The organism is Kitasatospora saccharophila (genome assembly GCF_039529925.1).
In the GTDB taxonomy this organism is placed as follows: domain Bacteria; phylum Actinomycetota; class Actinomycetes; order Streptomycetales; family Streptomycetaceae; genus Kitasatospora; species Kitasatospora saccharophila.
Genome location: NZ_BAAANS010000035.1, coordinates 17,877 through 39,693 on the forward strand (window position 1 = coordinate 17,877; position 21,817 = coordinate 39,693).

At 74.6% G+C, this 21,817-nt stretch carries 24 protein-coding genes and 1 riboswitch; of the genes, 13 read left to right on the plus strand and 11 right to left on the minus strand.

Going from position 1 to position 21,817, the window contains the following annotated elements; all coding sequences use genetic code 11:
• Positions 1–32: 32 nt before the first annotated feature.
• Positions 33–145, plus strand: a riboswitch (TPP riboswitch).
• The 5 genes from thiO to pknB all read left to right on the plus strand — a co-directional run bounded on the left by thiO (position 141) and on the right by pknB (position 4,533).
• A complete protein-coding gene (gene thiO, locus ABD345_RS24195) occupies positions 141–1,295 on the plus strand; it encodes a glycine oxidase ThiO (protein ID WP_344554698.1) in 1,155 nt (384 codons plus the stop codon). It overlaps the preceding riboswitch by 5 nt.
• Positions 1,292–1,501 carry a sulfur carrier protein ThiS gene (thiS, locus tag ABD345_RS24200; protein ID WP_014135290.1) on the plus strand — a complete coding sequence of 70 codons (210 nt, stop codon included), beginning with the start codon at positions 1,292–1,294 and terminating at the stop codon, positions 1,499–1,501. The genes thiO and thiS overlap by 4 nt, the downstream gene beginning before the upstream one ends.
• Positions 1,502–1,504: 3 nt before the next feature.
• The gene (locus ABD345_RS24205) at positions 1,505–2,341 is read left to right on the plus strand and encodes a thiazole synthase (RefSeq protein WP_344554699.1); all 837 of its coding nucleotides are present in this window, start codon (positions 1,505–1,507) and stop codon (positions 2,339–2,341) included.
• Between the two features lie 112 nt (positions 2,342–2,453).
• Complete coding sequence (locus tag ABD345_RS24210) at positions 2,454–2,741, plus strand: hypothetical protein (protein ID WP_344554700.1); 288 nt, start codon at positions 2,454–2,456, stop codon at positions 2,739–2,741.
• Positions 2,742–2,796: 55 nt separating this feature from the next.
• Positions 2,797–4,533: a Stk1 family PASTA domain-containing Ser/Thr kinase gene (gene pknB, locus ABD345_RS24215; RefSeq protein WP_344554756.1), complete on the plus strand. Its 1,737-nt coding sequence runs from the start codon at positions 2,797–2,799 to the stop codon at positions 4,531–4,533.
• 22 nt (positions 4,534–4,555) lie between these two features.
• Here the strand turns inward: pknB and ABD345_RS24220 are convergent, their stop codons facing one another.
• A complete protein-coding gene (locus tag ABD345_RS24220; protein ID WP_344554701.1) occupies positions 4,556–5,185 on the minus strand; it encodes a sulfite oxidase-like oxidoreductase in 630 nt (209 codons plus the stop codon).
• Between the two features lie 310 nt (positions 5,186–5,495).
• On the opposite strand from ABD345_RS24220, the gene bfr reads away from it, so the two are divergent.
• Complete coding sequence (gene bfr / locus ABD345_RS24225; RefSeq protein ID WP_030461011.1) at positions 5,496–5,978, plus strand: bacterioferritin; 483 nt, start codon at positions 5,496–5,498, stop codon at positions 5,976–5,978.
• 12 nt (positions 5,979–5,990) lie between these two features.
• Here bfr and ABD345_RS24230 read toward each other — a convergent pair whose 3' ends face one another.
• Both ABD345_RS24230 and ABD345_RS24235 read right to left on the minus strand, forming a co-directional pair.
• Positions 5,991–6,233, minus strand: a complete 243-nt coding sequence (locus tag ABD345_RS24230; RefSeq protein ID WP_344554702.1) for a (2Fe-2S)-binding protein — start codon at positions 6,231–6,233, stop codon at positions 5,991–5,993.
• Between the two features lie 131 nt (positions 6,234–6,364).
• A complete protein-coding gene (locus ABD345_RS24235; protein WP_344554703.1) occupies positions 6,365–7,696 on the minus strand; it encodes a class II 3-deoxy-7-phosphoheptulonate synthase in 1,332 nt (443 codons plus the stop codon).
• A gap of 303 nt (positions 7,697–7,999) precedes the next feature.
• Here ABD345_RS24235 and ABD345_RS24240 point away from each other — a divergent pair, with 303 nt between their 5' ends.
• The 5 genes from ABD345_RS24240 (at position 8,000) to ABD345_RS24260 (ending at position 13,215) form a co-directional block, all read left to right on the plus strand.
• Positions 8,000–9,943 carry an anthranilate synthase family protein gene (locus ABD345_RS24240; protein WP_344554704.1) on the plus strand — a complete coding sequence of 648 codons (1,944 nt, stop codon included), beginning with the start codon at positions 8,000–8,002 and terminating at the stop codon, positions 9,941–9,943.
• A gap of 115 nt (positions 9,944–10,058) precedes the next feature.
• The gene (locus ABD345_RS24245; protein WP_344554705.1) at positions 10,059–10,409 is read left to right on the plus strand and encodes a CU044_2847 family protein; all 351 of its coding nucleotides are present in this window, start codon (positions 10,059–10,061) and stop codon (positions 10,407–10,409) included.
• Positions 10,406–11,305, plus strand: a complete 900-nt coding sequence (locus ABD345_RS24250) for a S1 family peptidase (protein WP_344554706.1) — start codon at positions 10,406–10,408, stop codon at positions 11,303–11,305. Before ABD345_RS24245 ends, ABD345_RS24250 begins: the two co-directional genes overlap by 4 nt.
• 2 nt (positions 11,306–11,307) lie before the next feature.
• Positions 11,308–12,324, plus strand: a complete 1,017-nt coding sequence (locus tag ABD345_RS24255) for a hypothetical protein (RefSeq protein WP_344554707.1) — start codon at positions 11,308–11,310, stop codon at positions 12,322–12,324.
• Positions 12,325–12,333: 9 nt separating this feature from the next.
• Positions 12,334–13,215 (plus strand): transporter substrate-binding domain-containing protein, encoded by an 882-nt coding sequence (locus ABD345_RS24260; RefSeq protein WP_344554708.1) that lies wholly within the window; start codon positions 12,334–12,336, stop codon positions 13,213–13,215.
• Positions 13,216–13,228: 13 nt separating this feature from the next.
• On the opposite strand, the gene ABD345_RS24265 is transcribed toward ABD345_RS24260, so the two are convergent.
• The 3 genes from ABD345_RS24265 to ABD345_RS24275 form a co-directional block, all read right to left on the minus strand.
• Positions 13,229–13,873 carry a response regulator gene (locus ABD345_RS24265; RefSeq protein ID WP_344554757.1) on the minus strand — a complete coding sequence of 215 codons (645 nt, stop codon included), beginning with the start codon at positions 13,871–13,873 and terminating at the stop codon, positions 13,229–13,231.
• 16 nt (positions 13,874–13,889) lie between these two features.
• Entirely contained in the window at positions 13,890–15,005 is a 1,116-nt protein-coding gene (gene macS / locus ABD345_RS24270; protein WP_344554758.1) for a MacS family sensor histidine kinase, read from the minus strand.
• Positions 15,006–15,153: 148 nt separating this feature from the next.
• Positions 15,154–15,990 carry a lysophospholipid acyltransferase family protein gene (locus ABD345_RS24275; protein ID WP_344554759.1) on the minus strand — a complete coding sequence of 279 codons (837 nt, stop codon included), beginning with the start codon at positions 15,988–15,990 and terminating at the stop codon, positions 15,154–15,156.
• 176 nt (positions 15,991–16,166) lie between these two features.
• Between ABD345_RS24275 and ABD345_RS24280 the strand changes: the two genes are divergently transcribed.
• Together ABD345_RS24280 and ABD345_RS24285 are read left to right on the plus strand one after the other, a co-directional pair.
• Positions 16,167–16,946 (plus strand): alpha/beta hydrolase, encoded by a 780-nt coding sequence (locus ABD345_RS24280; protein WP_344554709.1) that lies wholly within the window; start codon positions 16,167–16,169, stop codon positions 16,944–16,946.
• 10 nt (positions 16,947–16,956) lie between these two features.
• Positions 16,957–17,577, plus strand: a complete 621-nt coding sequence (locus ABD345_RS24285) for a hypothetical protein (RefSeq protein WP_344554710.1) — start codon at positions 16,957–16,959, stop codon at positions 17,575–17,577.
• Positions 17,578–17,672: 95 nt separating this feature from the next.
• Here the strand turns inward: ABD345_RS24285 and ABD345_RS24290 are convergent, their stop codons facing one another.
• The 5 genes from ABD345_RS24290 to ABD345_RS24310 all read right to left on the minus strand — a co-directional run bounded on the left by ABD345_RS24290 (position 17,673) and on the right by ABD345_RS24310 (position 21,697).
• A complete protein-coding gene (locus ABD345_RS24290; protein ID WP_344554711.1) occupies positions 17,673–18,434 on the minus strand; it encodes an endonuclease/exonuclease/phosphatase family protein in 762 nt (253 codons plus the stop codon).
• Positions 18,435–18,580: 146 nt separating this feature from the next.
• A complete protein-coding gene (locus tag ABD345_RS24295) occupies positions 18,581–19,522 on the minus strand; it encodes an ROK family glucokinase (RefSeq protein WP_344554712.1) in 942 nt (313 codons plus the stop codon).
• A gap of 196 nt (positions 19,523–19,718) precedes the next feature.
• Positions 19,719–20,036: a DUF5304 family protein gene (locus ABD345_RS40340; RefSeq protein WP_380272964.1), complete on the minus strand. Its 318-nt coding sequence runs from the start codon at positions 20,034–20,036 to the stop codon at positions 19,719–19,721.
• Positions 20,037–20,090: 54 nt separating this feature from the next.
• Positions 20,091–21,257: an ArsA family ATPase gene (locus tag ABD345_RS24305; protein WP_344554713.1), complete on the minus strand. Its 1,167-nt coding sequence runs from the start codon at positions 21,255–21,257 to the stop codon at positions 20,091–20,093.
• Between the two features lie 8 nt (positions 21,258–21,265).
• Positions 21,266–21,697 (minus strand): SRPBCC family protein, encoded by a 432-nt coding sequence (locus ABD345_RS24310; RefSeq protein WP_344554714.1) that lies wholly within the window; start codon positions 21,695–21,697, stop codon positions 21,266–21,268.
• Between the last annotated feature and the right edge of the window lie 120 nt (positions 21,698–21,817).

Here is a 21,817-nt window from a genome sequence, read left to right on the forward strand (position 1 = left end):
GGGGCGGACGGACCCGGCGTTAAGCTGGGGCTACTACGTCACACGGGAGCCCGGCGCACCGGGCTGAGAGGCGGGCTGCGGCGGCCCGCGACCGTCCGAACCTGATCCGGGTCATGCCGGCGAAGGGAGATCCAACCGCTGTGGCACATTCCCGTGCGCTGGACGTACTGGTGGTCGGCGGGGGCATCATCGGGCTCGGTGTCGCCTGGCGCGCCGCGCAGCGCGGCCTGTCGGTCGCGGTGGTCGACCCGCACCCGGGCGGCGGCGCGGCGCGGGTCGCCGCGGGCATGCTCGCCCCCGTCACCGAACTGCAGTACGGCGAGGAGCCGTTGCTGCGGCTGGGGATGGCGTCGAACGAGCGCTACGCCGCCTTCGCCGCCGAGCTGACCGAGCTCACCGGCCTGGACACCGGCTACCGGGCCACCGGCACGCTGGCGGTCGCGCTGGACTCCGACGACCGCGCGGAGCTGCGCGAACTGCACGCCTTCCACCGCCGGTTGGGCCTGGCGTCCGAGTGGCTGACCGGCCGCGAGTGCCGCCGGCTGGAGCCGATGCTGGCGCCGGGCGTGCGCGGCGGCCTGCACGTCGCCGACGACCACCAGGTGGACGGCCGCCGGCTGGCCGCCGCGCTGGTCGCCGGCTGCGCGCTGGCGGGCGTGGTGTTCCACCGGGCCGAGGCCGCCGAACTGCTGGTCGAGGACGGCCGGGCGACGGGCGTGCGGCTGTCGACCGGCGAGCGGGTGGCGGCGGGACGCACCGTGCTGGCCGCCGGTTCGCGCAGCCACCTGCTGCCGGGCCTGCCGGCGGGGGTGCTGCCGGCCGTCCGCCCGGTCAAGGGGCAGGTGCTGCGGCTGCGGATGCCCACCGCGCACGGGCCGTTCCTGTCGCGGAACGTGCGGGCGGTGGTGCGCGGGCAGCACCTGTACCTGGTGCCGCGGGCCGACGGCGAGCTGGTGGTCGGCGCGACCACCGAGGAGCTGGGCCACGACACCACCGTCACCGCGGGCGGCGTCTACGAGCTGCTCCGGGACGCGCACGAGCTGGTGCCCGGCATCACCGAACTGCCGCTGGTGGAGACCGGTGCGGGCCTGCGCCCGGGCTCCCCGGACAACGCGCCGCTGCTCGGCCCGACCGCACTGGACGGGCTGGCCGCCGCCACCGGGCACTACCGCAACGGCGTACTGCTCACCCCGGTCACCGCCGACCTGCTCGCCGACTACCTGGCCGACGGCGAACTCCCGCCGCTGGCCCGCGACTTCACCCCTGACCGCTTCACCCCCAAGGTCCCCGCATGAACACCATCGCCCTGACCGTCAACGGCGAGCCGCGCACCCTGCCCGCCGCCACCACGCTGGACGTGGTGGTCGCCGAGGTGTCGGCCGCCAACACCGGCGTCGCCGCCGCCGTCAACGAGGCGGTGGTGCCGCGCAGTTCGTGGCCCGCCACCGCGCTCGGCGAGGGCGACCGGGTCGAGATCCTCACCGCCGTCCAGGGAGGCTGAACCATGGCTGACGACACCACGGCCACCGCAGCCACCGCAGCCACCGCCACGGTCGACGACGCGCTCGTCATCGGCGGCACCGTCTTCGGCTCCCGCCTGATCATGGGCACCGGCGGCGCGCCCAGCCTGGAGGTGCTGGAGCAGGCGCTGCGGGCGTCCGGCACCGAGCTGACCACGGTGGCGATGCGCCGGGTCGACACCACCACCCGGGGCTCGGTCCTGGAGGTGCTGTCCCGCAACGGCATCCGGGTGCTGCCGAACACGGCGGGCTGCTACACCGCGGGCGAGGCGGTGCTGACCGCCCGGCTGGCCCGGGAGGCGCTCGGCACCGACTGGGTGAAGCTGGAGGTGATCGCCGACGAGCGGACCCTGCTGCCCGACCCGATCGAACTGCTGGACGCCGCCGAGACGCTGGTCGACGACGGTTTCACCGTGCTGCCGTACACCAACGACGACCCGGTGCTGGCCCGCAAGCTGGAGGACGTCGGCTGCGCGGCGATCATGCCGCTGGGTTCGCCGATCGGCTCCGGCCTGGGCATCCGCAACCCGCACAACTTCCAGCTGATCGTGGAGTCCGCGAACGTCCCGGTGGTGCTGGACGCGGGCGCGGGCACCGCGAGCGACGTCGCGCTGGCGATGGAACTCGGCTGCTCCGCCGTCATGCTGGCCTCCGCGGTGACCCGCGCCCAGGAGCCGGTGCTGATGGCGGAGGCGATGCGCCGGGCCGTCGAGGCGGGTCGGCTGGCCCACCGCGCGGGCCGGATCCCGCGCCGCTACTACGCCGAGGCGTCCTCCCCCACCGCCGGCCTGGCCGACACCCGCGAGCGCCCCGCGTTCTGAGGGCGCCGCCCGCGGCATGTCCCGGTTCGGGAACGGTTCGCCCGGGAACCGTGCCCGGGCCGCGGGCGGGCTGCCACCATGGCAGCGCCGTACGGGAACCGGGGGGATCTTCATGGTGGAGGCGGGCCGCCGCGAGGCGGACGTGCTGGGCGCGGTGCTGACCTGCGGGCCGGTGGTGCTGGTGGACGGCCTGCTGCTGGCCTCCGCCGGACCGCTGGTGCTGCTGCCGCTGGTGCCGGTGCTGATCGGCGCCGCGATCGGCGCGGGCACCGCCCCGCTGGGTGCGTCGACCTCGGTGCGGCTGTACCGGGCGGGGCTCGGCGCCCTGATCGCGCACCTCCTGCTGCTGCTCCTGCTGTTGGTGCTGCTCCAGCTGTACCCGCCGCGCATCCCCTGGTGACCGGCCCGCCGACGGGCCGCTCCGAATACCCAACCCCTAGACTCCTCGGGTGGACATGACCCTCGACGACCCCCTGTACGGCGTGCTCCTCGACGGCCGCTACCGGGTCGAGCAGCGGATCGCGGTCGGCGGCATGTCGACCGTCTACCGGGGCACCGACACCCGGCTGGACCGGACGGTGGCGCTGAAGGTGATGCACCCCTCGCTGGCGGGGGACGGCGACTTCACGGCGCGCTTCATCCGGGAGGCCAAGGCGGTGGCCCGGCTCGCCCACCCGAACGTGGTGAACGTGCTGGACCAGGGCGCCGACCCGCGGGCCGTGTTCATGGCGATGGAGTACGTGCCCGGCCGCAACCTGCGCGACGTGCTGCGCGACCGCGGGGCGCTGTCGGTGCGGGCCGCGCTGGACGTGCTGGAGCCGGTGCTGGCGGCGCTCGGCGCGGCGCACCGGGCCGGTCTGGTGCACCGGGACGTCAAGCCGGAGAACGTGCTGATCACCGACACCGGCCTGGTGAAGGTCGCCGACTTCGGCCTGGTCCGGGTGCTGGAGGGCGCGGACTCCACCGCCACCTCGGCCACCGAGACCGGCCAACTGATGGGCACCGTCGCCTACCTGGCGCCGGAGCAGATCCGCCAGGAGCCCACCGACCAGCGGGTGGACGTCTACGCGGCGGGCATCCTGCTGTACGAGATGCTGACCGGCGCCCGGCCGCACACCGGGGAGAACGCCGCCCAGGTGATGTACCGGCACCTGCACGAGGACGTCCCGCCGCCGTCCCGCACCGCCCCCGCGGTGGGCCCGGAGCTGGACGCGATAGTGGCGGCGGCGACCGCCCGCGACCCGCGGGCCCGGCCGTGGGACGCGGTGGAGCTGCTGGCCTCGGTGCAGCGGGCCCGCCGTTCGCTGCCCGCCGCGCAGCTGGACGCCGAGCCGCCCGCCTCGACCCGGCCCACCCCGGTGCACAGCCCGGGCGAGGCCACCGCGGTGATCGAGCGGGTTCCGGCGCTGGACCGCACCAGCGTGCTGGAGGTCCCGCCGGAGCTGCTGCCGCCGGTGCGCCCGGCGGTCAACGACGATCCGCCGCGCGGCCTGCCGGGCCCCTCCCGCCGTTCGCCGTTCGGCCGCCGCCCGCTGATCTGGTCGGCGGTGCTGGTGGCGCTGCTGCTGCTGGTGGGCGGCGTGACGTACGCGCTGTCCAACGCGGTGTACGCGACGGTGCCGAGCGTGCTGGGGCAGAGCCGGGAGCAGGCGGCGGCGACGCTGGACGAGGACGGGCTGCACGGCTCGTACAGCGAGCAGTTCAGCGAGTCGGTGCAGGCCGGGCAGGTGATCTCGACCGATCCGGGCGTGGGCACCAAGGTCCGCAAGAGCGACGCGGTGAAGGTGGTGCTCTCGCGCGGCCCGGAGCGGGTGCCGGTGCCGGACGTGACCGGCCGGTCGGCGGCGGACGCCGCCAAGGCGCTGGCCGACGCCCGGCTGACGGCGGGGGCGAGCACCGAGGTGTTCAGCGACACCGTGCCGAAGGGCTCGGTGGTCTCCACCGAGCCGGCGGCCGGCGGCAGGCTGTCGCCCGGCTCGCCGGTGGCGCTGACCGTCTCCAAGGGCATGCACCTGGTGCCGGACGTGAAGGGGATGAGCAAGGAGGACGCCTCGCGGGCGCTCCAGGACGCCGGGTTCGTGCCGGAGATCGCCGGCCTGATCCCGATCGGCAAGGTGTCCGGCCAGTCCCCCGCGGCGAACACCCCGGCGAGGCAGGGCGCCACCGTGACGATCACCGTCAGCCTGTTCTGAGCCCGCGGCCGGGCCCGCCGCCTCAGCGCAGCGGGCCCTCGCCGGGCTGCTCCTGGTAGGAGTAGCGCTGCTCGCGCCACGGGTCGGCGAGGTTGTGGTAGCCGCGCTCCTCCCAGAAGCCGCGCCGGTCGGCCCGCATGTACTCGACGGCGCGCACCCACTTGGGGCCCTTCCAGGCGTACAGGTGGGGCACCACCAGGCGGACCGGGAAGCCGTGTTCGAGGGTGAGCGTGCGGCCGTCGTGGTGGGTGGCGAAGACGGTGGCCGGGTCGGCGAAGTCGGCCAGCCGCAGGTTGGCGCTGTAGCCGTACTCGGCCCAGACCATCACGTGGGTGACGGTGGGGTCGGGCGGGACGAGGTCCAGGACGGTCCGGGCGGCGACGCCGGTCCACTCGTTGCCGAGCATCGAGAACTTGGTGACGCAGTGGAAGTCGCCGCGGACGGTGGTCTTGGGCAGGGCGTGGAAGGCGGGGAAGTCCCAACTGGTCTTCTCGGCGTCGGCGGTGGCCCCGAACACCTGGAAGTCCCAGCTCTGCGGCTTGAACCGGGGCACCGGCCCGTAGTGCAGGACCGGCCAGCCGCGCTGCGGCCGCTGCCCCGGGGGGAGCCTCGGGTCAGTCGGCGGCTGCTGTTCCGGTTCGTGCTGACCCATGTCCCCCATGGTGACAGACGGCGGGCGGTGAATCGCGCGCGCCCCCTTCGCGCGCCCCCTTCCCGGGCACCCGGGAATGCGCCGCGGCGGAGGGGGGAAACGCGGGGCGAAACCGCGCGGGCGTTCGGGTGAGATACCCCCGAACGGCCCAATGAGCTCGGCATCACCGCAGTTCAGCGCGGTGCGGACGGCCGGAAAAAGTCGATCACCGGGGCGGCTGTAAGCGTGAACTTACTGGAAGCGCACCTGTTCAGCTGCCACGATGCGGGACATCCGGACACCGACCGGAATGCGCACAGGAAGGCAGGCCATGCAGGGCGACCCCGAGGTCATCGAGTTCCTCAACGAGCAGTTGACCGCCGAACTCACCGCCATCAACCAGTACTTCCTGCACGCGAAGATGCAGGAGAACTTCGGCTGGACCAAGCTCGCCAAGTACACCCGGCACGAGTCCTTCGACGAGATGAAGCACGCCGAGGTGCTGACCGACCGGATCCTCTTCCTGGACGGCCTGCCGAACTACCAGCGGCTGTTCCACGTCCGGATCGGGCAGACCGTCAAGGAGATGTTCGAGGCCGACCGGCAGGTCGAGGTGGAGGCGATCGACCGGCTGCGGCGCGGGATCGTGGTGATGCGGGCCAAGAACGACGTCACCTCGGCGAACATCTTCGAGTCGATCCTCGCCGACGAGGAGCACCACATCGACTACCTGGACACCCAGCTGGAGCTGCTGGACAAGCTCGGCGAGGCGCTCTACATCGCGCAGCTGATCGAGCAGCCCGAGAGCAGCTGAGGCCGCCGCGGCTCAGGCCGCCTTCGGGGCGCCGACCGCCGGGTCGGCGGCCAGGCCGAGCCGTTCGGCCAGCCGGGCGGTCGGGCAGGGGCGGGCGCCGTGCTCGCCGAGCAGCGCCTGGATGCGGCGCACGCAGGAACCGCAGTCGGTGCCGGCCTTGCAGCCCTGGGCTATCTGGCGCGGGGTGCTGGCCCCCTCGTCGATCTTCTGCTTGACCTGGGCCTCGGTGACCGCGTGGCACATGCACACGTACATGTGCGGCCCCTTCCACGATTGGTGCGGTTTACTGAGCCTTACCTTACCTGGTGCTCCGGGTACGAAGAAGGCCCCTCCGCCTCGGATCGCCCGAGAACGGAGGGGCCTTCGTCACACCTACCGCGGGTGCCTCACTGGTCGCGGTACATCTCGGCGACCAGGAAGGCCAGGTCGAGCGACTGGCTGCGGTTGAGCCGCGGGTCGCAGGCCGTCTCGTACCGCTGGTGCAGGTCGTCGACCAGCACCTCGTCGCCGCCGCCGACGCACTCGGTGACGTCGTCGCCGGTCAGCTCCACGTGGATGCCGCCCGGGTGGGTGCCGAGCGCGCGGTGCACCTCGAAGAAGCCCCGGACCTCGTCCAGCACGTCGTCGAACTTGCGGGTCTTGTGGCCGCTGGAGGCCTCGTAGGTGTTGCCGTGCATCGGGTCGGTGATCCACACCACCTGGGCGCCGGACGCGGTGACCTTCTCCACCAGGGTGGGCAGGTGGTCGCGGATCTTGCCCGCGCCCATCCGGGTGATGAAGGTGAGCCGGCCGGGCTCGCGCTCCGGGTCGAGCCGGTCGATCAGGGTCAGCGCGTCGTCCACCGTGGTGGTCGGGCCGAGCTTGACGCCGATCGGGTTGCGGATCCTGGACGCGAACTCGATGTGCGCGTGGTCCAGCTGGCGGGTGCGCTCGCCGATCCACACCATGTGGCCGGAGACGTCGTACAGCTCGCCGGTGCGCGAGTCGGTGCGGGTCAGCGCCGTCTCGTAGTCCAGGATCAGCGCCTCGTGCGAGGAGAAGAACTCGACCGTCTTGAACTCCTCCGGGGCCACCCCGCAGGCGTTCATGAAGGCCAGCGCCTGGTCGATCTCCCGGGCCAGCTGCTCGTAGCGCTGCCCCGCCGGGGAGTTGCGCACGAAGTCCTGGTTCCAGGCGTGCACCTGGCGCAGGTCGGCGTAGCCGCCGGTGGTGAAGGCGCGCACCAGGTTGAGCGTCGCGGCGGAGGCGTTGTACATCCGCTTGAGGCGCTCCGGGTCCGGGATCCGGGCCTCGGCGGTGAACTCGAAGCCGTTGACCGAGTCGCCGCGGTAGGTCGGCAGGGTCACGCCGTCGCGGGTCTCGGTGCCCTTGGAGCGGGGCTTGGAGTACTGGCCGGCGATCCGGCCGACCTTGACCACCGGGACGGACGCGGCGTACGTGAGCACGGCGGCCATCTGGAGCAGGGTCTTCAGCTTGTTGCGGATGTGGTCGGCCGACACGGCGTCGAACGCCTCGGCGCAGTCGCCGCCCTGGAGCAGGAACGCCTCACCACGCGCGACGGCCGCGAGCCGGGCGCGCAGCTGGTCGCACTCGCCGGCGAAGACGAGGGGCGGATAGGAGGCCAGCTCCGCAAGGGTCTTGCGCAGAGCCTCTTGGTCCGGCCATTCAGGCTGCTGCGCCGCGGGCAGGGACTGCCAGGAGTGGTTAGTCACGGTCACAGGGCAAGGCTACGGGGTGGCACAAGCGGATTGGGGGTGCCGCCCGGTGGGTGAGACGGGAAGTGGACATCGCCGCGATCCCTCCCCGCGCCGCCCGCCGGTGGGCTATGGTCTGCTCCGTGACCGCGACGCACACCTTCTCCTGGTGGTGGGCCAGCCCGTTGGGCGGCCCACTGATCGCGCGTCCCTAGCGACGAACGACGGCCGCCCTCCGGGGCGGCCGTCGGCGCGTGTGTGCAGCGTCACGGCCTCCCGGAGGCGGCGGAACCCCCGCAGCACCCTCCCGGAAGGAACACCGCAGCCGTGACCACCACCGCCGCCGCAGCCGACCTGCTCGCCCGGCTCACCGCCCCCGGCGCCCCGGCCTTCGCCCTGCTGCACCGCCGCGCGCCCAGGCTCGCCCCCGACACCGTCGAACTGCTGATCGGCGGGGTCACCGACCACGCGGCGCTGGCCGACCTGCCCGTCCCGGACGGCGTCCCCGCCGGCGGCCCGCGGCACGACCTGCTGGCCCTCGTCCCGTACGCGCAGATCCGCGAGCGCGGCTTCGCCGCCCGGCAGGACGGCACCCCGCTGCGGGCGCTGTCCGTCGACGAGCAGTACGCGCTGCCGCTGGCGGCGGTGCTGGCCGCGCTGCCCGACGCGCCGGTGGAGCTGCGCGGCGGGGAGTTCGACATCGACGACGAGGAGTACGCGGAGATCGTCCGCCGGGTCATCCGGGACGAGATCGGCCGCGGCGAGGGCGCCAACTTCGTGATCCGGCGCGACTTCCGGGCCGAGCTGGCCGGGTACTCCACCGCCACCGCGCTCACCCTGTTCCGGCGGCTGCTGGAGCACGAGCGCGGCGCCTACTGGACCTTCCTGGTGCACACCGGCGACCGGGTGCTGGTCGGCGCCTCCCCCGAGGTCCACGTCCGGCAGTCCGGCGGCACCGTGGTGATGAACCCGATCTCCGGCACCTACCGCTACCCGGCCGGCGGCCCGACCGCCGACTCGCTGCTGGAGTTCCTGCGCGACCCCAAGGAGCTGGAGGAGCTCACCATGGTGGTCGACGAGGAGCTGAAGATGATGTGCGCGGTCGGCGACCTCGGCGGGCAGGTGCTCGGCCCGCGCCTGAAGGAGATGTCGCACCTCGCGCACACCGAGTACGAACTGCGCGGCCGCACCTCGCTGGACGTCCGCGAGGTGCTGCGGGAGACCATGTTCGCCGCCACCGTCACCGGCAGCCCGGTGCAGAACGCCACCCGGGTGATCGACCGGTACGAGCGCGGCGGCCGCGGCTACTACTCCGGCGCGCTCGCCCTGATCGGCCGCTCGGCCAGCGGCGGCCAGCAGCTGGACTCGCCGATCTGCATCCGGGCCGCCGACATCGACCCCGCCGACGGCTCGCTGGTCGTCCGGGTCGGCGCCACCCTGGTCCGGCACTCCGACCCGCGCTCCGAGGTCGCCGAGACGCACGCCAAGGCCGCCGGGGTGCTCTCCGCGATCGGCGCCCGCCCGGCCCGCTCCGCCAAGGAGGCCGCCGCCCGGCCCCGGCTCGCCGAGGACCACCGGGTGCAGGCCGCCCTCGACTCCCGCCGGGCCGGGCTCGCCCCGTTCTGGCTGCGGATGCAGCAGCCCGCCGCGCCGCTGCCCGGCGCCGACACCCTGGTGGTGGACGGCGAGGACACCTTCACCGCGATGCTCGCCCACCTGCTGCGCTCGCTCGGCCACACCGTCACCGTGCTCCGCTACGACGCCCCCGGACTGCGCGAGCGGGCCGCCGCGCACCCCGGCCCGCTGGTGCTCGGCCCCGGCCCCGGCGACCCGGCCGACCCGGCCGACCCGAAGATGGCGCTGCTGCGCCCGGTGGTCGCCGACGCGCTGGCCGCCGTCCGCTCCGGGGCGCGCACCGCGCCGCTGCTCGCGGTCTGCCTCAGCCACCAGCTGCTCTCCGCGCGGCTGGGGCTGGAGCTGGCCCGCAAGGCGGTGCCGTACCAGGGTGCCCAGGAGGCCGTCGACCTGTTCGGCACCCGCCGCACCGTCGGCTTCTACAACACCTTCACCGCCCGCTGCGACGCGGCGGCGGCCGAGCGGCTGGCCGCCGAGGGCGTCGAGGTCGCCCGGGACGCCCGCACCGGCGACGTGCACGCGCTGCGCGGGCCCGGCTTCGCCAGCCTGCAGTTCCACCCCGAGTCGGTGCTCACCCGGGAGGGCGTGGAGATCGTCGCCGAACTGCTGGGCGCCGCCGCGGCCGTGCGCGGCTGAAACCGGCCGCCCGGGCCGCTCCCCCGCCCACCGCCCGGGCTTCCGGAAAGGTCTGGATCTCTCCCCAGCTGACTGGTATTCATATCCTGCTCGCCGGTCATGAGTTGGGGGATGCATGACGAACGCACCGGTGCCCGGCACCGTGGAGATCGCCCTGGACGACGGCACCGTCCTGCACGCCGCCGTCCGCCAGGGACCGGGCCGCCCGGCGGGGGACGCGGGGGCGGCCACCGCGGCCGTCACCCACAGCCTCGGCGAGGTGCGGCGCACCGTCCGCGCGGTCGGGCGCTGGGCCCGCGAGACGGCGCGCGAGGCGGGCGACCCGGACGGCTTCGAGGTGGAGTTCGGCCTCACCCTCGGGGTGAAGTCCGGCCGCCTGATCGGCGTGCTCGCGGAAGCCTCCGGCCAGGCGAGCCTGGTGGTCCGGCTGAGCTGGAAGCGGCCGGACGACCGCCCCGCCGCGTGAGCCCGGACGCCGCCGCGGTCCGCCTCGCGGACCCGGCCGGGGCCTTCCTCGGCAGCGGCTTCCACCTCGGCGCGGGCCTGCTGGTCAGCTGCGCGCACGTGGTGCACGGCCACCCCGGGCTCACCGCGGCCCGGCACGGCGGGGACGCCCACCCGGTGCGCACCGCCCGGCTGTTCCCGCCGGACCGGCCGCCCGGCGCGGCCAGCTACCCGCCGCCGGACCTCGCGCTGCTCACCGCGCCCGGCCTGGCCGGCGCCCCGGCGGTGCCGCTCGCCGGGCGCGACCCGGCGGGCGGCGCGGCCGTCCTGGTGCACGGCTTCGCGGTGAACCCGGTGACCGGCGAGGTCGGCCCGGAGTCGGCCCGGCTGACCGTGGCGGGGCCCTCCGGCCTCGGGCTGCGCGTCCAACAGGGCTGGATCCAGCACGGGTTGAGCGGCAGCATGGCGCTCGACGGGGACGGCCGGGTGGTCGGCGTGGTCAAGGCGACCGCGGACGGCGACGACCCGGTGGGCGGCTGGCTGACCCCGCTGTCCGCGCTGCTCCCGCTGCTGCCACCGCTGCCGCCCGCCCCGCCGGCCGGACCGCCCCGGGCGCCCGCGCCGACGGCGGGCGCGGTCGCCCGGCTGCTCGGCGAACCGTCCCTGCTGGAGGACCCGGCGGCCCGGCTGGAGCTGATCAGGGCCGTCAACGAGCGGCTCGGCCCCGGCCAGCAGGTCAGGGTCCCGTACCACGCGCACGCCGCCCTGCACCTGCGCGCCCTCGCCGCGGCCTGCCTGGAGCACCGCAGCCCCGCCGACGCCCTGCGCGCCCTGCTGGCCGGGGCCCGCGAACTGTGCGGCCCGCACCGCGCCCTGGACCGGCTCGGCGCCCTGCTCGACCTCGACCCGGAGGAGTGACCGTGGACCGCTGCACCTGGGAGACCCGGCAGATGCTGCAGCGCATCCTCGCCGAGTGGTTCACCCTGGCGCCCGTGCTGCCCGACCTGGAGCAGCACCTGGCCGAGAGCACCGGCTACCCGGTCCAGGTGCAGCCCCGCCAACTGGCGACGTCCGCCGCCCGGATCGCCGGCTTCCTGGCCGAGGAGCACGGACAGCCGTCCGCCGCGATCGGCCACCTGCACGACTGGCTGGTCGGCTTCGCCGGGGCCAGCCTGCGCGGCGACTGGGTGGCGTTCCTGGCCCAGGTCCAGAGCGCCCCGGGGCTGACCGTGAACGAGCGGGCCGACCTGGTGGTGATCGCGGGCGTGCTGTGCTTCCCGCCGGTGACGCCGGAGCGGACGGACGGCCGGCGGCTGGTCGAGACCGCCCGCCACGCCATGGTAATCGGCAGCCCCGCCCACCTGCTGCGGGACCTGCGCGGCCGGCAGGAGCACCAACTGGCCCGGATCGCCGAGGAGGCGGTGGAGAAGTCCCGCTCCAGGCCGCCGCGGCCGCCCACCGTGCAGCAGCCGCTGCCCCCGGAGCAGCCGCCACCACCGCCACCGCCGCAGCCCGGGGGCAGACGGCGGGTGCTGCTGGCCGTCGGCGCGGCCCTGCTGGCGACGGCCGGCCTGGTGACGGCGGTGGCCTGGCCCGACGACCCGCCGCCACTGCTGGACCAGGAGACCGGCTGGACCCTCCGCACCGTCCAACCCGGCGGCACCACCACCGCCAGGATCAACGTCCCCGAGGGCGCGAAGCGGCTGGAGACCAAACTCCTGCTGAGCGATCCGAACCCGGGCAGCGGCGCCTGCGCCGACGTGACCGCCGAGCTCAGCACCGACCAGGGCGGCAGCAGCGGCCGGCAGCACCCGGGCGCGCTGCTCTCCGTCCCGGTGCCCTCCGGGCGCACCGACCTGCGTCTGACCCTGCTGCTGCACGCCGGGGGCGGCTGCGCCCAGAACGTCGAGATCCAACGCGTCCGGTTCACCCGCTAGGAGGCCCCCGTGCCCGTCCCGCGCCCCGCCGCCCACCTGGCGGCCGGCCTGCTCCTGCTCGCCACCGCCGCGTCCGGCTGCTCCGCCGGCGAGGAGAAGTCCCCGTTCGACAACCTGCCGGTCAAGGTCGGCTTCAAGACCGACCGGCCGGGCATGTCCGAGTTCACCGACAAGGGGGTGTACGACGGCTTCGAGCCGCACCTGACCATGAAGGTGCTCGGCTCCCGGCAGATCGACTACACCTCGCTGACGGTGACCACCGCCAACTGGGAGGACGCCCTCACCGACGGCAAGGCCAACCACAACAAGGTCGACCTGGTGGTCGCCGACATCTCCGAGCGCGACGACCTCAAGCGGGACTACGACCTGGCCGGCCCCTACCTGCAGACCCCGCTGGGCGTGCTGCTGAAGGCCGACGACCCCCGGACGGTCGCCAAGTCCGAGGACCTCAAGCCGCTGCGGGTGTGCGTGTCCGGCGGCACCACCTCCGAGGCGCAGCTCAAGGACATCGGCCCGCAGGTCACCGTCACCGGCGCCAACCTCAAGGAGTGCCTGGAGCGGGTCGACGACGGCACCGCCGACGCCGTGCTCTCCGACTACCTGGTGCTGCAGGGCGTCGCCGCCAACTCCGGCAGCGGCGGTCGACGCGCGTACCGGGTCGCCCGGGACGCCCACATCGGCAAGACCCAGTTCCTGATGATGGTCCTGCCCAAGGGGCACCGGAAGGCGTGCGAGCTGCTCCGCCAGGCCATCAACGACTACCTGCAGGACCCGGACTGGATGAACGCCCTGCGCACCTCCTTCGCCTTCGGCCCGGACTTCACCGACAAGGAGCTGCGCGACGCCTTCAAGCCCGTCACCACCTCGGCCGGCGACCGCTGCTCGGCCTGAACCCCGGGAGCGCTCAGCCCAGTTCCTCGTCCAGCCCCTGCTCGATCGCGTACCGGACCAGCTCGACCCGGTTGTGCAGCTGGAGCTTGCCCAGGGTGTTCTGGACGTGGTTCTGCACGGTGCGGTGCGAGAGCACCAGGCGGTCGGCGATCTGCCGGTAGGACAGGCCCTTGGCGACCAGCCGCAGCACCTCGGTCTCCCGCGGGGTCAGCTGCGGGGCGGCCGGCTCGGCGGCGGTGCCGGGCTCGGCGGCGAGGCGGCGGAACTCGCCGAGCACCAGGCCCGCCAGGCCGGGGGTGAACACCGGGTCGCCGACGGCGGTGCGGCGCACCGCGTCGAGCAGCTCCTCGCGGCCCGCCGACTTCACCAGGTAGCCGGTGGCGCCGGACTTCACCGCCTCCAGCACGTCGGCGTGCTCGCCGCTGGCGGACAGCACCAGCACCCGCACCGCCGGGTCGGCCTCCACCACCCGGCGGCACACCTCGGCGCCGGACAGCGCGGGCAGGTTGAGGTCCAGCACCACCACCTGCGGGGTGCTGGCCCGGGCCCGGCGCACCGCCTCCTCGCCGTCCCCGGCGGTGGCGACCACCGCGAACCCGGCCTCGGCCAGGTCCCGGGCCACCCCGTCGCGCCACATCGGGTGGTCGTCCACCACCATCACGCGCACCGGCTGATCAGTCGTCACGTCCGCTCCTCGGCCACCGCAGTTCCACCTCGACGCCCTGCCCGGGCACCGAGTACAGCTCGGCGCTGCCGCCGAGGTCGAGCATCCGGCCGCGGATCGACTGCGCGACCCCGAGCCGGCCGTCGCGCTGCGCCTCGGCCAGCCGTCCGGCCGGGAAGCCGGGGCCGTCGTCGCGCACCGACACGGTGACCGCCTCCGGTTCGTCCTCGACCAGGATCCAGGCCCGGGCCGCCTCCCCGGCGTGCCGGCGGACGTTGTCCAGCGCGGCGGCGACCGCGGCGGCCAGTTCGGACGCGGCGGCGGCGGGCAGCAGGACGGGCGTGGCGGGCGCGGCGACGGTGATCCGCTCGTCGGCGTGCCGGGAGACCAGCGGGCGCAGGTCCCGCTCGCCGTCCGCGTCGCCGTCGTCCTCGGGCGGCCGCCCGCCGGTCATCAGGGCCCGCAGCGCGCGCTCCTGCTCGCCGGCCAGCCGGCCGAGTTCGGCGGCGTCGCCCTGCTGGCGGTGCACCAGGGCGAGCACCTGCAGCACCCCGTCGTGGATGTCCCGGGAGAGGCGTTCGCGCTCCCGGGTGGCGGCCTCCACCTGGAGCGCCCGGGTGAGCACCGCCTCGCTGGCCCGGGCCAGTTCGATCACGTAGCCGATGGCGCAGCCGGCGAGCAGCAGCAGGACGATGTTGTGCAGGTTGTCGGGGCTGACCCCGCCGTGCCCGAGGATGTTGGCCGCGCCGATCACCGCACCGGCGAACGCGGCGGCCCGCCAGCCGCCCTTGCCGGCGAAGCCGAGCACCGTCCCGGCCGCCCAGATCGTCGGCAGGGTCGGCGCGCCGCCGTGGATCCGGGCCGGGGTGTCGATGATCCCGCTCATCACGATGCCGGTCACCGCGGCCGTCAGGTCGGTGCCGAGCACCAGCCAGGTGCAGCGCTGGGGCCCGGCGAACGCCCGGGTGGAGGCCAGCGTCCACAGGCTCAGCGCGCCCAGGAAGATCCAGCCGGACACCGGGTGCAGGAACTGGTGGTACGAGGTGAGGTAGCGCAGCACCGCGTAGGCCAGCGCGAGCACCCGGAAGTAGCCCATGGCGCGCCACAGCGGCAGCTCCACCGACATGCCGCCGGCCGCCACGGCCGCCACCACCCCGGCCGGCGCCACCCCGGCCGGCCCGGGCCGGGCCGCGGTCGGCGCCCGGTGCGGCACCGCGACGGGTCTGTGGTCCTCCATCGTCCGAACTCCCCCTGCACTCCCCCGTGACGGCCCGTCAGGCCCCGTCGGCCTTCCCGTCCGCGGCGGCCTTCCCGTCCGCGGCGCCGTCGGCCTTCTCCGGCCCGTCGGCCTTGTCCGCCCCGGCGGCCTTCTCCGCCTCCGCCGCTTCGGCCTTCTCGGCCTTCTGCTGCGCCTTGCGGTCGGCGTCCGCGGCCTTCTTCTCCTCGGCGAGCTGCCGCTTGGCGGCGGTCGCGTAGATGTCCACGTACTCCTGGCCGGACAGCCGCATGATCTCGTACATCACCTCGTCGGTGACCGAGCGCAGGATGAACCGGTCGTTCTCCATGCCCTGGTAGCGGGAGAAGTCGAGCGGGCGGCCGATCCGGATGCCGGGCCGGACACCGAAGTTGGGCATCACCTGGCCGGGCGGCTGCACCTTCTCGGTGTCGATCATCGCGACCGGGATCACCGGGGCGCCGGTGGCCAGCGCGACCCGGGCCAGGCCGCCGACCTTGCCGCGGTACAGCTTGCCGTCGGGCGAGCGGGTGCCCTCGGGGTAGACGCCGAAGACCTCGCCGCGCTCGACCACCGCGATGCCGCTGCGGATCGCCGCCTCACCGGCGCCGCGGGCGCCCGAGCGGTCCACCGGCAGCTGGCCGACGCCCTTGAAGAAGGCGGCGGTCAGCCGGCCCTTGATGCCGGGCGTGGTGAAGTACTCGGCCTTCGCGATGAAGGTCACCCGGCGCTTGAGCAGGGCCGGCAGGAAGAACGAGTCGGAGAACGAAAGGTGGTTGCTGGCGAGGATGGCCGGACCCTCGTCCGGAATGTTCTCCTCGCCCTCCATCCACGGCCGGAAGAAGATCCGCAGCAGCGGCGCGACGATCATCTTCATCAGTCGGTAGAACAACCGGAGCCTCCTGAGGTGCGGACCGGACGATCCTAATGCCCCCGCCTGCCGCCCGGTGCACCGGCGAACCGTCCGTCCGCGCACCGGGCCCCTGTACGGGGCATCCCGCCCGTGGGACCATCGAGCCACCCTCACCCTGACCGCACCTCCAGGAGTCCCGCATGCCGCTGTTGCCGGGTGCCGAGCCGTACCGCCGAGCGGGCGGTCCGGTCGGCGTGCTGCTGGTGCACGGTTTCACCGGTTCCCCGCAGTCCATGCGCCCGTGGGCCGAGCACCTCGCCGACGCGGGCCTGACCGTGTCCGTCCCGCTGCTGCCCGGCCACGGCACCCGCTGGCAGGACCTCCAGCCCACCCGCTGGGAGGACTGGTACGCCACCGTGGAGACCGCCTTCGAGGAACTGGCCGCCGAGTGCGGGCGGGTCTTCGTCTGCGCGCTCTCGATGGGCGGTTCGCTGGCCCTGCGGCTGGCCGCGGAGCGGGGCGACCGGGTCTCCGGACTGGTGCTCGTCAACCCCTCGGTGCGTTCCGACAACCCCGCGACGGTGCTTCTTCCGCTCCTGCGCCACCTGCTCCCCTCGCTCCCGGGCGTGGCCGGCGACATCGCCCGGCCCGGCGCCGCCGAGGTCGGCTACGACCGCGTCCCGCTGCACGCCGCCTGGTCACTGGCCCGGCTGTGGAAGGTCGTCCGGGCGGGAATGCCCTCGGTGACCCAGCCGGTTCTGCTGTTGCACAGTCCGCAGGACCACGTGGTCTCGCCGCGCAACTCGGCCACCGTGCTCGCCCGGATATCCTCGACCGATGTGACGGAGTTGCTGCTGGAGCGCAGCTTCCACGTGGCCACGCTGGACCACGACGCCGGTCTGGTCTTCGGGGCGAGCCTCGACTTCGTCCGGCGGCTGGCCCCGGCAGCGGCGGTCGATGCCGGGAACCACTCGGGTTGAAAGGCCGGATGTGAACGAGACCAGCAAGGCGAACGACGACGAGGACCTGCCCCGCGAGGACGCCCAGGCGGCCGAGCCGGCGGCCGCCGGGGCCGCGCCCGCCCCGGTCCCGCGCCGCCCCGCCGCGGGCAGCCAGGCCGAACAGGACGCGATCTTCGCCGCGCTGGTGGCCCAGTTCGACGACCCGGTCGACCTCACCGACCCGGCCTGGCCCGAGGTCGAGAACCTGCGCGCGCAGCACGAGCGGGAGCGCGGGCCCGAGCGGCGCGGGCCGACCGCGCCGACCACCAGCAACGGCGGCCTGGGCGACTTCACCCCGCGCCCGGTCCCCCGCCCGGGCGACGGCCCGCGCGACTACTCGCCCGCCGAGGACCCGGACGAGGGGCACTTCGTCCCGCCGGAGCCGCCGCCGCTGCCCCCCGCCGACACCACCGCCAAGTTCGCCTGGCTGGCCGTCCTGGGCGGCCCCGCGCTGCTGCTGTTCGACGCCGTGGTCTGGCACGAGGTCTCCGGCTGGCCCGCCTGGGTCGGCCTGCTGTCCTTCCTCGGCGGCTTCGGCACCCTGGTGGCCCGGATGAAGGACCGCGACGAGGACGAGCCGGAGGACCCGAACGGCGGCGCCGTCGTCTGAACGGCCGTGCCGCGCCCGGGAGTCGACGGACCGCTCGGCCCCGGGCGGAGGCCGCCAAAGGCCGCTCGGGGCCGCTCAGGCCCGCTCGGGCGCGTTCACTCCGGCGCCGGGATCCGCAGCGCCGCCAGCACCGGCAGGTGGTCGGTGGCGGCCCGCAGGTCCGCCTCCGCGACGCCCGGCAGCGGGTACGGCACGCCGCAGCCGAGCACCTCGACGTCCGGCGTGGCGAACACCCCGTCGATCCGCTGGTAGGGCTGCTTGGGCACCGAGGTGTACGTGCCGCCCCAGGGCGCCTTCGCGTGCGCGTCGGTCAGCTCCGCGGCGAGGCCGCGCCAACCCGGGCCCTCCGGCGGCTCGTTGAAGTCTCCGGCGATCACCCCCGGCTCCCCCGGCCGCAGTTGACCCCGCAGCAGGGCGAACTGCCGCAGCCGCTCGGCCGGTTCGAGGCTCAGGTGGCAGCTGGTCACCGAGAACGGCCGGCTCCCGCCGATCCGCAGCAGCGCGCTCGCGAAGCCGCGCGCGTGCAGCCCCCGGGTCTTCGGCAGCAGCACGTCCCGCAGTTCCAGCAGGTCGACCCGCAGGTTGCCGAGCAGCAGCGGGCCCGCCGCCACCCGCCCGCCCCCGGCGAGGATCACCAGCCCGGTCTTGTGCGCCAGCCAGGCCGCGGCCTTCTCGGTCTTCCAGTACCGCGGCGACTCCTGCACGCACACCACGTCCGGCTCGCAGGCCCGGATCACCCGGGCCACCGCGGCCCGGTCGTCGCGCAGCGACCGCACGTTGTAGCTCAGCACCCGTACCCGTCGCGCCCCGTCCGGCTCCGCCCCGGACGACGCCAACGCAACCCCAGTGTCCGTCACCTGACCGACAGTAACAAACCCGGGGCGCGATTTCAGGGGCCCGGGGAGCGCGCGGCGGGAACGGCAAGGCCGCGACGGGGGCGGTGACTTGCCACCCGTCGCGGCCTCGCGGTGCGTTCTTCAGCCGTGCTGCCCGGCGCCGGGGGTCAGACCCGCGCCAGGTCCGCCGCGCCGGCGATGCCCGCGGCCGAACCCATCGACGCCAGCACCACGTTGGCGACCGGACGGGCCGGGCCGCCGGTCAGGTACTTGTGGAAGCTGTCGGTGACCGGGTCGAGCAGCAGGTTGCCGGAGTCGGAGACGCCGCCGCCGAGGACGAAGACGCCCGGGTCGAACAGCGCGGCGAGGTCGGCCATGCCGCGGCCGAGCCAGTCGGCCAGCTCCGCGTAGCAGGACAGCGCCAGCGCGTCACCCTCCGCGGCGGCCTCGGTGATGTGGATGCCGCGGATGGTCTCGGCGACACCGTCGTTGAGTTCGAGCATCCGCTTGCCGGCGATCGGGTCGGCGGCGGCGCGCTCGCGGCCGTAGCGGCGCAGCGCGCGCCCGGAGCCGTACTGCTCCCAGCAGCCGTGGCCGCCGCAGCCGCACTCCAGGCCGTCGGGAACCATGTTGAGGTGGCCGATCTCGCCCGCCACGCCGAACCGGCCGCGGTGCAGCCGGCCGTCGAGGACGATGCCGCCGCCGATACCGGTGCCGACGGTGATCAGGACCATGTCCTCGTACTCGGCGGCGGCGCCGAACCGGAACTCGGCCCAGGCGGCGCAGTTGGCGTCGTTCTCGACGACGGTCTCCAGGCCGGTGAGCTCCTCGACCCGCTGCTTGAGGGGCTCGTTCTCCCAGGCGATGTTGGGCGCCATCAGGACGGTGGAGCGGTCCCGGTTGACGAACCCGGGGGCGCCGACACCGACCGCCGCGACGTCGGGGTACTGCTCCTTCAACTCCCGTACGCCCTGGGCGATCGCATCGACCGCCCACTGGGGGTCGGCCGGGGTCGGCACCCGGGTCTTGGCCAGAATCTCGCCGGACTCGTCGACCACGCCTGCTGCGATCTTGGTACCGCCGACGTCCACGCCGATGGTCAGAGCCATGTGTCCCTCAGCTATTCACTCGTTCCCGCTCAGCGGAACCGTACCCGCTGAGGGGTCTCCGCGTATACAGCCAGGCGTACATTATTCGAAGGCAATTGCCGACCCATTGGTCATGGTGCCTTCAGAAGTCATACCAACGGTACCGCTCGGTAGTGAGCCGTGACCGTAGCGTGACGCCACTGTCCGGCCGGTTTGATTACTTGTCGGGCCCTTCGGCGGCCCCGTCCAGGTCCACCCGTTCGGCCTCCGCGTGTCGGGGCGCGGACCAGTTCCGCTCGTGCCGGACGACGGCGGCCCGGTAGGCGGCCAGCAACTCCCCGCCCGCGGCCGCGAGGTGGCCGTACACCTCGGGGTTGGACTCGCGCAGCCGGCCGCCGATCTCCACCGCCTTGACGCCCACCGCGGCGGCGAACCTGCGCACCTCCTCGACCAGCGGCGCGAACTCCCCCGCCCCGCCCGGCCGTTCCTGCTCCTGCTGCTGCTCCTGCTGTTCCTGCTGCTGTTCGGTGCTCATCGCGCCACTCCCCATCCGTCCAACCCGTCCGACCCGTCCGACCCGCCCGCCCGGTTACCCGCGCGGCCAGAGCGCGGGGTCGGGCGTGAACCGCACCGACAGCACCCCGTCCGCCAGCCCGGCCCCACTGACCGTGCAACGGCGCAGCGCGGACGGGAGTGCCAGGACCCGCCGGTAACCTCCGACGCCGAGCACCAACTCGTCGCCGCGGCGCAGCAGTTCCAGCTCGCCCCGGTCGGCGCCGGGCAGCGGCAGGTGCCAGAGCAGCTGGTTGTCGGCGGCCAGCCGGTCCTCGACCCGGGGGTCGGCGGGGGCGGGCGGCCGGGGGGCGCCGGTGGCGTAGAGGCGTTCGGCGAGCGCCTCCAGGCCGCCGTCGGGCTGCCGGGCGACCAGCACCGGCACCTCGCCCAGCCGTTCGGCGACGGCGGCGAGCTGCTCGTCCTGCCGGGCGGCCGTCGCGGCCAGCCAGGGGTCCGCGGAGCCGGCCGCGGCGGCGGGCAGCGCGCCGTGCGCGACCACCGCGTCCAGCGGCAGGCCGTGCAGGGCGAGCCCGGCCCGGATCCGGGCCAGTGCGCGGGGCGCGGGGCGGGCGGCGTCCAACACGAGGCGGACGGTGGTGCCGGGGGCGGTGATCGCGGCGGCGGCCTCGGCGAGCGCGGCGGAGGCGGCGGCCCGGGCCTCGAACAGCCGGTCGGTGGGCAGCGGGAGGCCGGCCAGGTTGGCCAGCAGCGGGCGCAGCGCGCGGGCGGCCTGGCGCTGTTCGGGCAGCAGCCGGGCGAGGTAGCGCTCCAGCTGGGCGGGCAGCGCGAGGGTGGCGATCAGTTCGGCGGGCGGCGGCGCGGCGACCACCAGCACCTCGGCCTTGGCCCGGGGCAGCGCGCGCAGCAGGGCGAGGGCGCGGGTGCCGGGGAGCGGGGCGAGTTCCTCGGGGTCGAGCGGCTGGGCGCCGATCAGGTCGAGCGCGGGGGCGAGCCGGTCGCGGTAGCCGTCCAGGGCGGCCCGGAAGGCGGCCTGCTCGTCGAGCCGGGCGGCCTCCAGGTGCCGTTCCAGTTCGACGGGTTCGGGTCCGAGCCGGACGCCGAGCAGGTCGTCCACCGCGCGGTGCGGGTCGTCGGCGGCCAGCAGCAGGGTGTCGCTGCCCTGCCGGGCGTGGTGCAGGGCGGTGGCGGCGGCGATCCGGCCGGACTCCGGGCCGCTGACCAGTACGGTGCGGGTGGCCACGGGCCCGGTCAGCTCTCCACGCGCTTCTTCAGCCCGGCCAGTGCTCGGTCGATGATGACCTTCTCGGCCTTGCGCTTGATCATGCCGAGCATCGGGATCTTGACGTCCACGGCCAGCTGGTAGGTGACCTCGGTGCCCTTCCCGGCGGGGGCGAGCGCGTACGAGCCGTCCAGGGCGCGCAGCATCTGGCTGCTGACCAAGGTCCAGCTGACCTCGCGGTCGCCGTCCCAGGTGTAGGCGAGGGTGTGCTCGTCGCGGATCGCCCCGGCGTCCAGCAGCAGCCGCACCTTGGCGGCGCGGCCGTCGGGCCCGGCCTCCAGGACGTCGATCTCCTTGACCTCGCCGGTCCACTGCGGGTACGCGGCGAAGTCGGCGATCACCGCCATGACCTCGGCCGGGGTGGCGTCGATGACAATGCTCGACCTGGTGTGCTCCGCCATTGCGGCCTCCGCGATCTCCCTGTGCTGCTGTGCGCCCAGCAGAGGCTATCGCGGGCGGGGCCGCCCGCTTCCCGCGCGGGCACCTACCGGCGGGTCACCTCCGGGCTGCCGTAGGGTTCG

What these genes read in the sequence shown, in the direction of transcription:
- thiS (WP_014135290.1), top strand. Translation starts at nt 1,292, where the DNA reads ATGAACACCATCGCCCTGACCGTCAACGGCGAGCCGCGCACCCTGCCC.
- ABD345_RS24205 (WP_344554699.1), top strand. Translation starts at nt 1,505, where the DNA reads ATGGCTGACGACACCACGGCCACCGCAGCCACCGCAGCCACCGCCACG.
- ABD345_RS24210 (WP_344554700.1), top strand. Translation starts at nt 2,454, where the DNA reads ATGGTGGAGGCGGGCCGCCGCGAGGCGGACGTGCTGGGCGCGGTGCTG.
- pknB (WP_344554756.1), top strand. Translation starts at nt 2,797, where the DNA reads ATGACCCTCGACGACCCCCTGTACGGCGTGCTCCTCGACGGCCGCTAC.
- ABD345_RS24220 (WP_344554701.1), bottom strand. Translation starts at nt 5,185, where the DNA reads ATGGGTCAGCACGAACCGGAACAGCAGCCGCCGACTGACCCGAGGCTC.
- bfr (WP_030461011.1), top strand. Translation starts at nt 5,496, where the DNA reads ATGCAGGGCGACCCCGAGGTCATCGAGTTCCTCAACGAGCAGTTGACC.
- ABD345_RS24230 (WP_344554702.1), bottom strand. Translation starts at nt 6,233, where the DNA reads ATGTACGTGTGCATGTGCCACGCGGTCACCGAGGCCCAGGTCAAGCAG.
- ABD345_RS24245 (WP_344554705.1), top strand. Translation starts at nt 10,059, where the DNA reads ATGACGAACGCACCGGTGCCCGGCACCGTGGAGATCGCCCTGGACGAC.
- ABD345_RS24265 (WP_344554757.1), bottom strand. Translation starts at nt 13,873, where the DNA reads ATGGTGGTGGACGACCACCCGATGTGGCGCGACGGGGTGGCCCGGGAC.
- macS (WP_344554758.1), bottom strand. Translation starts at nt 15,005, where the DNA reads ATGTCGGTGGAGCTGCCGCTGTGGCGCGCCATGGGCTACTTCCGGGTG.
- ABD345_RS24275 (WP_344554759.1), bottom strand. Translation starts at nt 15,990, where the DNA reads ATGAAGATGATCGTCGCGCCGCTGCTGCGGATCTTCTTCCGGCCGTGG.
- ABD345_RS24280 (WP_344554709.1), top strand. Translation starts at nt 16,167, where the DNA reads ATGCCGCTGTTGCCGGGTGCCGAGCCGTACCGCCGAGCGGGCGGTCCG.
- ABD345_RS24295 (WP_344554712.1), bottom strand. Translation starts at nt 19,522, where the DNA reads ATGGCTCTGACCATCGGCGTGGACGTCGGCGGTACCAAGATCGCAGCA.
- ABD345_RS40340 (WP_380272964.1), bottom strand. Translation starts at nt 20,036, where the DNA reads ATGAGCACCGAACAGCAGCAGGAACAGCAGGAGCAGCAGCAGGAGCAG.
- ABD345_RS24310 (WP_344554714.1), bottom strand. Translation starts at nt 21,697, where the DNA reads ATGGCGGAGCACACCAGGTCGAGCATTGTCATCGACGCCACCCCGGCC.